Source organism: Streptomyces sp. NBC_00076, from assembly GCF_045041235.1.
GTDB lineage: Bacteria > Actinomycetota > Actinomycetes > Streptomycetales > Streptomycetaceae > Streptomyces.
This window is the reverse complement of the sequence record NZ_CP108242.1, coordinates 6,634,049-6,646,978: the sequence shown is the minus strand read 5'-3', so window position 1 is coordinate 6,646,978 and position 12,930 is coordinate 6,634,049. Positions and strand designations below refer to the sequence as shown.

At 72.2% G+C, this 12,930-nt stretch carries 11 protein-coding genes; 7 read left to right on the top strand and 4 right to left on the bottom strand.

Features of this window, described 5'->3' with window-relative positions:
* Positions 1-331: 331 nt before the first annotated feature.
* Complete coding sequence (locus tag OHA64_RS30360) at positions 332-1,297, bottom strand: DeoR/GlpR family DNA-binding transcription regulator (protein ID WP_405618394.1); 966 nt, start codon at positions 1,295-1,297, stop codon at positions 332-334.
* Between the two features lie 175 nt (positions 1,298-1,472).
* Positions 1,473-2,921 carry an NAD(P)H-quinone dehydrogenase gene (locus OHA64_RS30355; RefSeq protein WP_405618392.1) on the bottom strand — a complete coding sequence of 483 codons (1,449 nt, stop codon included), beginning with the start codon at positions 2,919-2,921 and terminating at the stop codon, positions 1,473-1,475.
* Between the two features lie 151 nt (positions 2,922-3,072).
* On the opposite strand from OHA64_RS30355, the gene OHA64_RS30350 reads away from it, so the two are divergent.
* The 4 genes from OHA64_RS30350 to OHA64_RS30335 all read left to right on the top strand — a co-directional run bounded on the left by OHA64_RS30350 (position 3,073) and on the right by OHA64_RS30335 (position 8,072).
* The gene (locus OHA64_RS30350) at positions 3,073-3,510 is read left to right on the top strand and encodes a gamma-glutamylcyclotransferase (protein ID WP_405618390.1); all 438 of its coding nucleotides are present in this window, start codon (positions 3,073-3,075) and stop codon (positions 3,508-3,510) included.
* Between the two features lie 97 nt (positions 3,511-3,607).
* Entirely contained in the window at positions 3,608-4,432 is an 825-nt protein-coding gene (locus tag OHA64_RS30345; RefSeq protein ID WP_405618388.1) for a purine-nucleoside phosphorylase, read from the top strand.
* A gap of 515 nt (positions 4,433-4,947) precedes the next feature.
* Positions 4,948-6,624 carry a phospho-sugar mutase gene (locus OHA64_RS30340; protein ID WP_405618386.1) on the top strand — a complete coding sequence of 559 codons (1,677 nt, stop codon included), beginning with the start codon at positions 4,948-4,950 and terminating at the stop codon, positions 6,622-6,624.
* A gap of 236 nt (positions 6,625-6,860) precedes the next feature.
* Positions 6,861-8,072 carry a hypothetical protein gene (locus tag OHA64_RS30335; protein ID WP_405618384.1) on the top strand — a complete coding sequence of 404 codons (1,212 nt, stop codon included), beginning with the start codon at positions 6,861-6,863 and terminating at the stop codon, positions 8,070-8,072.
* Between the two features lie 69 nt (positions 8,073-8,141).
* Here OHA64_RS30335 and OHA64_RS30330 read toward each other — a convergent pair whose 3' ends face one another.
* Positions 8,142-8,849, bottom strand: a complete 708-nt coding sequence (locus tag OHA64_RS30330) for a PH domain-containing protein (RefSeq protein ID WP_405618382.1) — start codon at positions 8,847-8,849, stop codon at positions 8,142-8,144.
* A gap of 220 nt (positions 8,850-9,069) precedes the next feature.
* Between OHA64_RS30330 and deoC the strand changes: the two genes are divergently transcribed.
* From deoC to OHA64_RS30315, 3 genes are read left to right on the top strand one after another with little or no spacing between them, the layout of a single operon-like run.
* Positions 9,070-10,023 (top strand): deoxyribose-phosphate aldolase, encoded by a 954-nt coding sequence (deoC, locus tag OHA64_RS30325; protein WP_405624178.1) that lies wholly within the window; start codon positions 9,070-9,072, stop codon positions 10,021-10,023.
* A gap of 5 nt (positions 10,024-10,028) precedes the next feature.
* Complete coding sequence (locus OHA64_RS30320; RefSeq protein WP_405618380.1) at positions 10,029-11,489, top strand: aldehyde dehydrogenase family protein; 1,461 nt, start codon at positions 10,029-10,031, stop codon at positions 11,487-11,489.
* A complete protein-coding gene (locus OHA64_RS30315; protein ID WP_405618378.1) occupies positions 11,482-12,402 on the top strand; it encodes an aldehyde dehydrogenase family protein in 921 nt (306 codons plus the stop codon). The genes OHA64_RS30320 and OHA64_RS30315 overlap by 8 nt, the downstream gene beginning before the upstream one ends.
* Before the next feature lie 75 nt (positions 12,403-12,477).
* Here OHA64_RS30315 and OHA64_RS30310 read toward each other — a convergent pair whose 3' ends face one another.
* A complete protein-coding gene (locus tag OHA64_RS30310; protein WP_405618376.1) occupies positions 12,478-12,882 on the bottom strand; it encodes a hypothetical protein in 405 nt (134 codons plus the stop codon).
* Positions 12,883-12,930 lie beyond the last annotated feature (48 nt).

The window sequence follows — 12,930 nt, the reverse complement described above, 5'->3', positions numbered from 1 at the left end:
GGAGCAACTCGACGGGGTGGCCTCGCGGGCACCGGCTCGGGCACGGGCACCGGCTCGGGCACCGGCTCGGGCACGGGACCTGGCGCACGGGCGCTGGCTCGGGCTCGGACACGGGCACTCGCTCGGGCACGGACTGACGACGGTTCGGCGGCCGGCACCCCGGCGGGGCACTGACCCGACTGACAACCTGAAGCCCAGCCGTACGGCACCGAGCCCGCAGAGCCCACCGGCCCCGTGCAGCCGGCCGACCCACCGATCTCACCGGCGCCCTGCAGCCGGCCGACCCGCGGAGCGCACCGCGCCCGCCGGTCCTTCGGAGCCGACCGCCTGGTCAGCGGCGGCGGAGGTCCGCGACCCGCGCCGCCCGTTCCGTGCCGGGGGTCTGCTCTCCGAGGGCCGCGGCCGGGCGCAACCCCGGTCCGCCGCCGGGGACCTGACCGCGGCGCGGGCCCGGAACGGGCACGTCCCGACGCTGGCCGCGGCGCGCCGGGACCTGATCACCCCCCGGGTTCTCCGACGCCCCGGCCACGGCGATCTGCACCCCCTGGTCGGCGAGGGCCTGGAGCTCGGTGGCCGCACGGTCGTCGTGGGCGGGCGGTTCGTCCGTGACGAGGCGGGTGATGAAATCGGTCGGCACGGTCTGGAACATGGTGTCGGTGCCGAGCTTGGTGTGGTCGGCGAGGACGACGACCTCGGCGGCGGCCTGCACCAACGCCCGGTCCACGGACGCCGACAGCATGTTGGACGTGGACAGCCCGCGCTCGGCGGTCAGCCCGCTCCCGGACAGGAAGGCCCGGGAGACCCTGAGCCCTTGGAGGGACTGCTCGGCACCGCTGCCCACGAGGGCGTAGTTGGAGCCACGCAGGGTGCCGCCGGTCATCACGACCTCCACCCGGTTGGCATGGGCCAAGGCCTGGGCCACCAGGAGGGAGTTGGTGACGACGGTCAGCCCGGGCACCCGCGCGAGCCGGCGGGCCAGCTCCTGCGTGGTGGTACCCGCCCCGACCACGATGGCCTCGCCCTCTTCGACGAAGCTCGCGGCGAGATCGGCGATGGCCGTCTTCTCGGCGGTCGCGAGATGGGATTTCTGCGGAAAGCCGGACTCCCGCGTGAATCCGCCCGGTAATACCGCACCGCCATGCCGGCGGTCGAGGAGTCCTTCTGCCTCCAGTGCGCGCACGTCCCGCCGTACGGTCACTTCGGAGGTCTGGACGACGCGGGCGAGTTCACGGAGCGACACGGCTCCGTTGGCTCGCACCATTTCGAGGATCAATTGGCGACGTTCTGCAGCGAACACGAAACTGACAGTAACCCCAACGACCGTCTGCTTTCAGCAGTTTGCGCCGAATAGCAGAAGTTGTTCGTACAGCAGGACGGGAAGTGGTATAGGGCCCATTCCACCCGCCTATGCCGCACGCATGCTCGACAACTCCCCGTGACCAGCGAGGAATCACTTTCGGTCGTCGTGGCGGTCAGCCTCCGTCGTCCGCCTTGCGGGTGTGCAACTGGCGGGCGACCTCGGCGATCGAGCCCGAAAGGGAGGGATAGACGGTGAAGGCGTTCGCGATCTGCTCGACGGTCAGATTGTTGTCGACGGCGAGCGAGATGGGGTGGATCAGCTCCGAGGCGCGGGGCGACACGACGACACCGCCCACCACGATCCCGGTGCCGGGCCGGCAGAAGATCTTGACGAAGCCGTCCCGGATGCCCTGCATCTTCGCCCGCGGGTTGCGCAGCAGCGGCAACTTCACCCCCCGGGCGTCGATCTTCCCGCCGTCGACGTCGGCCTGGCTGTAGCCGACGGTGGCGATCTCGGGGTCGGTGAAGACGTTGGACGAGACGGTCTTCAGGTTCAGCGGCGCCACCGCGTCGCCCAGGTAGTGGTACATGGCGATACGCCCCTGCATGGCCGCCACCGAGGCGAGCGCGAACACCCCGGTCACGTCACCGGCCGCGTACACCCCGGGAGCCGTGGTCCGGGAGACCTTGTCGGTCCAGATGTGACCGGACTCCCGCAGCCTGACCCCGGCCTCCTCAAGCCCCATCCCGGCACTGTTCGGAATGGCGCCGACGGCCATCAGACAGTGCGAGCCGCTGATGACCCGGCCGTCCGCCAGCGTGACCTCGACGCGGTCCCCGACCCGCTTCGCGGACTGGGCCCGGGAGCGCGCCAGGACGTTCATGCCCCGGCGCCGGAAGACGTCCTCCAGCACGGCCGCGGCGTCCGGGTCCTCGCCCGGCAGCACCCGGTCCCGCGACGACACCAGCGTGACCTTCGACCCGAGCGCCTGGTAGGCCCCGGCGAACTCGGCACCGGTGACACCGGAGCCGACCACGATGAGCTCCTCGGGCAGCTCGGTCAGGTCGTACACCTGGGTCCAGTTCAGGATCCGCTCGCCGTCGGGCTGGGCGTCGGGCAGCTCGCGAGGGTGCCCGCCGGTGGCGACGAGCACGGCGTCCGCGGTGAGCGTCTCCTCGCTCCCGTCGGCGGCCCGCACGATCACCTTCCGCGATCCGTCGAGGGCCTGCATGCCCTCCAGCCGTCCGCGGCCCCGCAGCACCCGGGCGCCGGCCCGCGTCACCGACGCCGCGATGTCGTGCGACTGAGCCAGCGCGAGCCGCTTCACACGCCGGTTGACCTTCCCCAGATCGACCCCCACCACCCGAGCGGCCTGCTCCATGGGCGGGGTGTCGTCGGCGACGATGATCCCCAGTTCCTCGTACGACGAGTCGAAGGTGGTCATCACCTCGGCCGTGGCGATCAGGGTCTTCGACGGCACGCAGTCCGTGAGGACCGACGCCCCGCCCAGACCGTCGCAGTCGACGACGGTCACCTCCGCGCCGAGCTGAGCGGCCACGAGCGCCGCTTCGTATCCGCCGGGTCCGCCACCGATGATCACGATCCGAGTCACATGCTCCATTGTCCCGCACGCCCCGGCACGCCACCGCCCCGGGGCCCCGACGGGACGACCACCCCAGGTGGCGGGGGCTGCCACGGCAGATACGCCCGGGTACCAAAGCCACGGACGGGACGACTGAGGCACCCGAGCCCACCTGCCGTACCCTCGACCCATGTCGCTCTATGCCGCGTACGCGGGCAACCTCGACCCGCGTCTGATGACGCGCCGCGCCCCGCACTCTCCGCTGCGCGCGACGGGCTGGCTGAACGACTGGCGGCTGACCTTCGGCGGCGAGCACATGGGCTGGGAGGGCGCCCTGGCGACGATCGTGGAGGCCCCCGGCGCGCAGGTCTTCGTCGCGCTGTACGACCTCGCGCCCATGGACGAGGACTCCATGGACCGCTGGGAGGGCGTGGGCCTGGACATCTACCGCCGGATGCGGATGCGCGTGCACACCCTGGAGGGCCAGGAACCCGCCTGGGTCTACGTCCTCAACGGGTACGAGGGCGGCCTGCCCTCGGCCCGCTACCTCGGGGAGATCGCCGATGCCGCCGAGTCGGCGGGAGCGCCGCACGACTACGTGATGGAGCTGCGCAAGCGTCCCTGCTGACGGGGCCGCCCCTGGTTGGAAACGACAAGACAACGATCGCCGTCCCGCGAGCTCTCTCATCTACGCGCGTAGGCCCAGACCGGCTACTCTCAGGCGCGTGAACGCATCTCTTCTTCCGGACGACCTCCAGGGCGACCCCCACGCCGCAGCCGACGCCGCCGCCGCGCGCCTGCGCGAACTGACCGGTGCCGAGACCCACGACGTCGCCCTCGTCATGGGCTCCGGCTGGGCGCCGGCCGTGGATGCCCTCGGTGCTCCCGATGCCGAGTTCCCGGTCACCGAGCTGCCCGGGTTCCCGCCGCCGGCGGTGGAGGGCCACGGAGGCAAGATCCGCTCGTACACGATTGGCGAGAAGCGTGCCCTGGTCTTCCTGGGGCGTACGCACTTCTACGAGGGCCGAGGCGTGGCCGCCGTGGCCCACGGGGTCCGCACCGCCGTCGCCGCCGGCAGCAAGACGATCATCCTGACCAACGGCTGCGGAGGCCTCCGCGAGGGCATGCGCCCCGGCCAGCCGGTCCTGATCAGCGACCACATCAACCTGACGGCCACCAGCCCCATCATCGGCGCCAACTTCGTCGACCTCACCGACCTCTACTCCCCCCGCCTGCGCGCCCTGTGCAAGGAGGTCGACCCGACGCTGGAGGAGGGCGTCTACGCCCAGTTCCCCGGCCCGCACTACGAGACCCCGGCCGAGATCCGCATGGCCCGCGTCATCGGCGCGGACCTGGTCGGCATGTCGACGGTCCTGGAAGCCATCGCCGCACGCGAGGCGGGTGCGGAGGTACTGGGCATCTCCCTGGTGACCAACCTCGCGGCAGGCATGACAGGCGAGCCCCTCAACCACGAGGAGGTCCTCCAGGCAGGCCGCGACTCCGCAACCCGCATGGGCTCACTACTCACCCAACTGCTCGGCCGGCTGTAGCCCACCCGCGACCGGGACAGGAAACGAACTCCCCGCCGACTCCGGCGGAGCCGGCCCCGCGAAGTGGGCGGGGCCGAAGTCCCCGCCGGGGGCGCCGGGGCGATCACAGGGGACGGCGTCCCCGTTGGGGGCCCGGGGACGGCGTCCTCGCGAGGGCGCGGGGGACGCAGTCCGTCGGAGCCCAGCGGGGAGCGGGGGACGCAGTCCCCGCCGGGGCCCGGGGGACGCCACCCCCGCGAGGGGTGCAGGGGACGCAGTCCCCGCCGGGGTCCAGGGGACGCCACCCCCGCGAGGGGTGCAGGGGACGCAGTCCCCGCGGAGGCCCGGGGGGGGGCCGAGACCCCGCAAGGGGTGCCGGGGACGCAGTCCCCGCCGGGGTCCAGGGACGGAGCCCCTGGTGGGGTCGAAGGGGCAACGCCCCTGGGGATGGGAACGGGTAAGGGCGGCGGGGGCGCAACAACCCGCCCCCACGAACCGCAAGCCGCAAGCGAACCGAAACGAGAGGTTGACCGAACGTGCACGACGATCTCATCGCACGAGCCAAGGCATGGCTGGCCGAGGACCCCGACACGGAAACCCGTGACGAACTCGCCAAGCTCATCAACACCGAGGACGTCACAGAGCTCACCGCACGCTTCACCGGCACCCTCCAGTTCGGCACCGCGGGCCTACGCGGCGAACTCGGCGCGGGCCCGATGCGCATGAACCGCGCGGTCGTCATCCGAGCCGCCGCCGGACTCGCCGCGTACCTCAACGCCAAGGGCCACACCGGCGGCCTCGTCGTCATCGGCTACGACGCCCGCCACAAGTCCGCCGACTTCGCACAGGACACCGCCGCCGTCATGACCGGCGCGGGCCTGCGCGCGGCCGTCCTCCCCCGCCCCCTCCCGACGCCCGTCCTCGCCTACGCCATAAGGCATCTCGGCGCGGTCGCCGGCGTGGAGGTCACCGCCAGCCACAACCCGCCCCGCGACAACGGCTACAAGGTCTACCTCGGCGACGGCTCCCAGATCGTCCCCCCGGCGGACGCCGAGATCGCCGCCGAGATCGCCGCCGTCACCACCCTCGCCACCGTCCCCCGCCCCACCACCGGCTGGGACACCCTCGACGACTCCGTCCTCGACGCCTACCTCGCCCGCACGGACGCCGTCCTCGCCGCCGGCTCCCCCCGCACCGCCCGCACCGTCTACACGGCGATGCACGGCGTCGGCAGGGAAACCCTCCTCGCCGCGTTCGCCCGCGCCGGCTTCCCGACCCCCGCCCTGGTCACCGAACAGGCCGACCCGGACCCGGACTTCCCCACCGTCGCCTTCCCCAACCCGGAAGAGCCCGGCGCGATGGACCTCGCCTTCGCGAAGGCCCGCGAGACGAACCCCGACCTGATCATCGCCAACGACCCGGACGCGGACCGCTGCGCCGTGGCGGTCAAGGAGCGCGAAGAAAACGACGAGAGCGACGAGAGCGGCGAAAGCGGCGCGCGCGGAGACTGGCGCATGCTCCGGGGCGACGAGGTCGGCGCCCTCCTCGCCACCCACCTGGTCGGCCGCGGAGCCCAGGGCACCTTCGCCGAATCGATCGTGTCCTCCTCCCTGCTCGGCCGGATCGCGGAGAAGGCGGGCCTCCCCTACGAGGAGACCCTCACCGGATTCAAGTGGATCGCCCGTGTGGAGGGCCTCCGTTACGGCTACGAGGAGGCCCTCGGGTACTGCGTGGACCCTGACGGCGTACGGGACAAGGACGGCATCACGGCGGCCCTGCTGATCACGGAGCTCGCCTCCGGCCTCAAGGAGGAGGGCCGCACCCTCCTCGACCTCCTGGACGACATCGCGGTCGAGCACGGCCTGCACGCCACCGACCAGCTCTCGGTCCGCGTCGAGGACCTCTCCCTGATCGCCGACGCGATGGGGCGCCTGCGCGAGCACCCCCCTACGAAGCTGGCGGGCCTGCCGATCACCCGCACCGACGACCTCACCCGGGGCACCGACCGGCTGCCGCCCACCGACGGCCTGCGCTACACCCTCGACGGCGCCCGGGTCATCGTCCGCCCCAGCGGTACGGAGCCGAAGCTGAAGTGCTACCTGGAGGTGGTCGTCCCGGTCGCGACGCACGCCGACCTCCCGGCCGCCCGCACGAAGGCGGTGGACCTCCTGACGACCATCAAACGGGACCTGTCGGCAGCGGCGGGCATCTGACCCGTACGCGCTGCCCCGTACGTTCCGACCCGTACACGCCGCCGCGTACGTCCTGACCCCTGCATCTGGGGTGCCCCCGCTTGCATCTGGGGTGCCCCCGCTCGGAGGCACCCCATCGAGTGATTTCCGCGCGACAGCCGACGACCACTGCACGGCCCGTCTCCTCCCAGGGGCAACGGTTGGCCGGTACCGCCTCACCGCCGCCGTACCGCCTGCCGAGTACTGGAGCTGCCGCCGTGTCCTCGACCGCTCGCGAAACCCGCCCCAGCAGCCGCGTTCCAGTCACCCGGCGCCCCCACACCCCTGTCACCACAGCTCCCCGCGCCGACTCCCCACCGGCCCGGGCCGTGCGCGCCCTGCGCCACGCGGCCCCCGCTCTCCTCGGTTACCTGGCCGTACGCGGCACGGTCCTGCTCGTTCTGACCGCATGGGCGCACCGGCGGCACCGCGGCGTCTGGCCGATCCTGGCGACACGGTGGGACGCCGACTGGTACCTCGGCATCGCCGACCACGGCTACGCCCGCGAGCTCGGCACCGCGATCAGCGCCAACAACCTGGCCTTCTTCCCGCTCTACCCGATGCTGGTCAAGGCCGTCGCGGCCGTCACCCCGGGCACCCGGGCCGGCACCGGTCTCGGGATCGCCGTGGTCGCCTCGTTCGTCGCGGCCTGGGGCGTGTTCGCCGTCGGTGACCGGCTGCACGGCCGCTGCGTCGGCATCCTGCTCACCGTCCTCTGGGCCGCCCTCCCGGTCGGCCTGGTGCAGTGGATGGGCTACACCGAGTCCCTGTTCACGGCCTTCGCCGCCTGGGCGCTGTACGCGGTGCTGACCGACCGACCGCTCACCGCGGCCTGGCTCGCCTCCCTGGCCGGTCTGACCCGTCCGACGGGTATCGCGGTGGCGGCCGCGATCACCGTCTCGGCCCTGCTCTCACTGCGCCGCCGCTTCTCCCCACGCGCCCTCACGGCCGCGGTCCTCGCCCCGCTCGGCTGGTGCGCCTACGTCGGCTGGGTGGGCCTGCGGCTGGGTCGCTGGGACGGATACTTCGCCGTCCAGAAGCTGTGGCACAACGAACTGGACGGCGGTCGGGAGACTCTGCGCCTGTTCCGGGACCTGCTGGCCCACGATGTGACGCCCGCGCTGTTCCTGGTGTCGGTGACGCTCACGCTGATCGCGTCGGCGGCACTGTTCGCCCTGACCGTGTGGGACCGGCAACCCGTTCCGCTGCTGGTCTTCACCGCCGCACTGCTGACGATCGTCCTGGTCAGCGGCGGGGTCTATCACCCTCGCGCCCGCTTCCTGCTACCGGGCTTCCCGCTGCTGCTGCCCCTGGCCCTGCACCTGGCCCGCGCCTCCCGACGCTTCCGTGCCCTCGCACTGGCGACGGCGGTGCTGGGCTCGGCGTACTGGGGGGCGTACATGGCACTGGTGTGGCCGGGGGCGCCCTGATTCACCAGGAGCGGGGCGGCCTTCACCAGGAGCGGGGCGGCCTTCACCGGGAGCCGGGGCCGCCCTGTCTCAGCCGATCGCGATCAGGATCACCAACAGCACGGCTCCGGCCACCGCGGGCCCCATCACCTCGTAGGCCCAGCGCACGGTCACCTCGCCCTGCGCCGACCGGGCCGCTGCCCGGCTCTCCACCAGCTCGCGCAGGTCGTCCATGACCTGGTCGCTCTCCGCCCGTGCGGGCCCCTCCGACACCGCCCCGCGCCCACCGGACAAGCCACCTCGCAATCCACCGAGCCCGCCGCCGAGCCGGCCGCCGCCCCCGGAGCCCATCAGCCCGCTCTCCTGCGCGGTCCGCCGGGCGTCCCGCCGCGCCGCCTTGTTGCGGGCCCGCAACGAGACGGGAACGGCCCACAGCTGGAACGTGCCGTCGGCCTTGGTGAGGACCTCGTTCGAGTAGCCGGAGCGCAGCGCCTCGATCTGTCCCCAGGGGAGCACGACGATCCGGAACGGGTTGCGGATGCGCAGCCGGTCGTCGCCCACGTACACCGCGGGCCGCAGCGTGAAGGCGATGACGAGCGGCACCGTGAACAGCAGGGCGGCGAGCGCCCGCCAGGGCGTGCTGCCCTTCCCGGCGACGATCGCGTCGATACCGAGCCAGCAGGCGATGCCGAGCAGCAGGACACCGCCGGCGATGCCCGCGCCTGACCGGTGCACCCGTTCCTTGTACTCGGGGACCGAGGGCTGCGGCGCGGGTGACTGGGGGTCCGGGGTCGTCATGGTCCCGATTCTGCCCGACGCGCCCGGCGCCCTGGTACGCGGTGCCGCCCCGCACGACGACCACACGCGCCACCACCCAACACGAGCCACGCGCCGCCCCCCGCGCCACGAGCAAGCGCCACCCCACACGACGACCACGCCCCGCCCCACATCACAAGCCCCGGATACGTACGCTTGGCTGTACAGCCGCTACGCGCGTAGATATGCTCGTCTGGTGACCATGTCCACTGCTGCACCCCACGCTCTCGCCGACGTCACCGCGTCCGACAGCACGCTGCGCCGCTTCCTCCACGGGCTGCCCGGCGTCGACGCGGTCGGACTGGAGGCGCGCGCCGCCTCGCTCGGCACCCGTTCCATCAAGACGACCGCGAAGGCCTACGCCATCGACCTCGCCATCTCGATGGTCGACCTGACGACGCTGGAAGGCGCGGACACCCCGGGCAAGGTCCGGGCGCTCGGCGCCAAGGCGGTCCGCCCCGACCCGACCGACCGGACGGCACCGGCGACCGCGGCCGTCTGCGTCTACCCCGACATGGTGGCCACCGCCAAGGCGGCGGTCGCCGGCTCCGGCGTCAAGGTCGCCTCGGTGGCCACCGCCTTCCCGGCGGGCCGCGTCCCGATCGCCGTGAAGCTGGCGGACGTCCGCGAGGCCGTCGCGGCCGGCGCCGACGAGATCGACATGGTCATCGACCGCGGCGCGTTCCTCGCGGGCGACTATCTGAAGGTGTACGACCAGATCGTCGCCGTGCGGGAGGCCTGCGCGACGGACGCCCGCCTGAAGGTCATCTTCGAGACGGGCGAGCTGTCGACGTACGACAACATCCGCCGCGCGAGCTGGCTCGGCATGCTGGCCGGCGCGGACTTCATCAAGACGTCGACCGGCAAGGTGGCGGTGAACGCCACCCCCGCGAACACCCTGCTGATGCTGGAGGCCGTCCGCGACTTCCGGGCGCAGACCGGGGTACAGGTGGGCGTGAAGCCGGCCGGCGGCATCCGCACCTCCAAGGACGCGATCAAGTTCCTCGTCCTGGTCAACGAGACCGTGGGCGACGACTGGCTGGACAACCACTGGTTCCGCTTCGGCGCCTCCTCGCTCCTGAACGATCTGCTGATGCAGCGTCAGAAGCTGGCCACCGGCCGCTACTCCGGCCCCGACTACGTGACGGTGGACTGATCACCATGACCACGGAAAACACGAACAAGCGGTCCTCCGCATTCGAGTACGCCCCGGCGCCGGAGTCCCGCGCGATCGTCGACATCGCGCCCTCGTACGGCCTGTTCATCAACGGCGAGTTCACCGAGGCCGCCGACGGCAAGGTCTTCAAGACGGTCAGCCCCGCCAGCGAGGAGGTCCTCGCCGAGGTCGCCCAGGCCGGCCCCGAGGACGTCGACCGCGCGGTCGGGGCGGCCCGCAAGGCCTTCGAGAAGTGGTCGGCGCTGCCGGGTTCCGAGCGAGCCAAGTACCTGTTCCGCATCGCCCGGATCATCCAGGAGCGCAGCCGCGAGCTCGCCGTCCTGGAGACCCTCGACAACGGCAAGCCGATCAAGGAGACCCGCGACGCCGACCTCCCCCTGGTCGCCGCCCACTTCTTCTACTACGCGGGCTGGGCCGACAAGCTCGACCACGCCGGGTTCGGCCGGAACCCGCGCCCCCTGGGCGTGGCCGGCCAGGTCATCCCGTGGAACTTCCCCCTCCTGATGCTGGCGTGGAAGATCGCCCCGGCGCTCGCGACCGGCAACACGGTGGTGCTCAAGCCCGCCGAGACAACCCCCCTCTCGGCCCTCTTCTTCGCGGACATCTGCCGCCAGGCCGGGCTCCCGAACGGCGTCGTCAACATCCTTCCGGGATACGGCGACACGGGCGCCGCGCTGGTCGCGCACCCGGGCGTCGACAAGGTCGCCTTCACCGGCTCCACCGCCGTCGGCAAGCAGATCGCGCGCACGGTCGCGGGCAGCCGCAAGAAGCTCACTCTCGAACTCGGCGGCAAGGGCGCCAACATCGTCTTCGACGACGCCCCGATCGACCAGGCCGTCGAGGGCATCGTGAACGGCATCTTCTTCAACCAGGGCCAGGTCTGCTGCGCCGGGAGCCGGCTGCTGGTCCAGGAGTCGATCCACGACGAGCTCCTCGACTCCCTCAAGCGCCGCCTGTCCACCCTGCGTCTGGGTGACCCGCTGGACAAGAACACGGACATCGGCGCGATCAACTCCGAGGAGCAGCTCTCCCGGATCACCGCGCTCGTCGAACAGGGCGAGGCGGAGGGCGCCGAGCGCTGGTCCCCGGCCTGCGAACTCCCGTCCTCCGGTTACTGGTTCGCCCCGACGCTGTTCACGAACGTCACGCAGGCGCACACCGTCGCCCGTGACGAGATCTTCGGCCCGGTGCTGTCCGTCCTCACCTTCCGCACCCCGGACGAGGCCGTCGCCAAGGCCAACAACACCCCGTACGGCCTCTCGGCGGGCATCTGGACGGAGAAGGGCTCCCGCATCCTCGCGGTGGCGAACAAGCTCCGCGCGGGCGTGATCTGGTCCAACACGTTCAACAAGTTCGACCCGACGTCGCCGTTCGGCGGTTACAAGGAGTCGGGCTTCGGCCGCGAGGGCGGTCGCCACGGCCTGGAGGCGTACCTCGATGTCTGAGAAGACGGACAAGACCGACAAGACCGAGCAGCAGCGACTCAGCGTCTTCAAGACCTACAAGCTGTACGTCGGCGGGAAGTTCCCGCGTTCCGAGAGCGGCCGGGTGTTCGAGGTGACCGACTCCAAGGGCAAGTGGCTGGCGAACGCGCCCCTGTCCTCCCGCAAGGACGCCCGTGACGCGGTGGTCGCCGCCCGAAAGGCGTTCGGCGGCTGGTCCGGCGCGACGGCGTACAACCGGGGCCAGGTCCTCTACCGCGTCGCGGAGATGCTGGAGGGCCGCAAGGCCCAGTTCGTCCACGAGGTCGCCGACGCCGAGGGCCTGTCGAAGTCCAGGGCGGCGGCAGTCGTGGACGCGACGATCGACCGCTGGGTCTGGTACGCGGGCTGGACCGACAAGATCGCCCAGGTGGTGGGCGGCGGCAACCCGGTGGCGGGCCCGTACTTCAACCTGTCGTCCCCGGAGCCGACGGGCGTGGTCGCCGTCCTGGCCCCGCAGGAGTCGTCGTTCCTCGGTCTGGTCTCGGTCGTCGCCCCGGTGATCGCGACGGGCAACACCGCGGTCGTGGTGGCGTCCGAGAAGTCCCCGCTCCCCGCCCTCTCCCTCGGCGAGGTGCTGGCCACCTCCGACCTGCCCGGCGGTGTCGTCAACGTCCTCTCGGGCCGTACGGCGGAGATCGCGGCGCCCCTGGCCGCGCACCAGGACGTCAACGCGATCGACCTGGCCGGCGCCGACGACGGCCTGGCGAAGGAACTGGAGATCGCGGCGGCGGACAACCTGAAGCGCGCCCTTCGTCCACAGCCTGTGGACGACTGGTCGGCGACTCCCGGCATCGACCGCATGACGGCGTTCCTGGAGACGAAGACGGTCTGGCACCCGACGGGTTCGCTGGGCGCGTCCGGCTCGGCGTACTGAGAACCCGCAGGACCGCTGGGCCGCGCCTTCCCCACCGTCCGGGGAAGGCGCGGCCCTCTGCCGCGTTCCCGCCCCTCAGCGGCCGGGCAGCCCGGCCACCCGCCCCGCCACCGGCAGGCCGCCGATCGACTCCGCCTGAGCCACCGGGCCGGTCAGCGCCTGGGAGTTGACCGGCTGGAAGTCGGCGAGCTGGGTGCCGACGCCGTTGTCGAGCGGGTCGACGCCGGTGCCGGCGAGCGGGTTGGGCTTGAGGCCGGCGACCGGGCCGGTGGCGTGGCCGACCGCGCCGGTGAGGGCCTGGAGACCGGCCTGCGGGTCGACGTGACCGAGCGAGGCGGGGTGGGAGCGCGTCACGTCGGCGACCGGCCCGGTGGCCGCGGACGCCGTCGCCGCGCCTGCCCCCAGGGCGACACCGGCGGTCGCGAGGGCGGCCAGGGCGCGCTGGGCGGTCGGATTCTGGGAGGACGCGTGTCGGGTCATCGCTTCTGCCACCTTCTACAGCACTGGGTAACCGTGTCGGCACGAAGG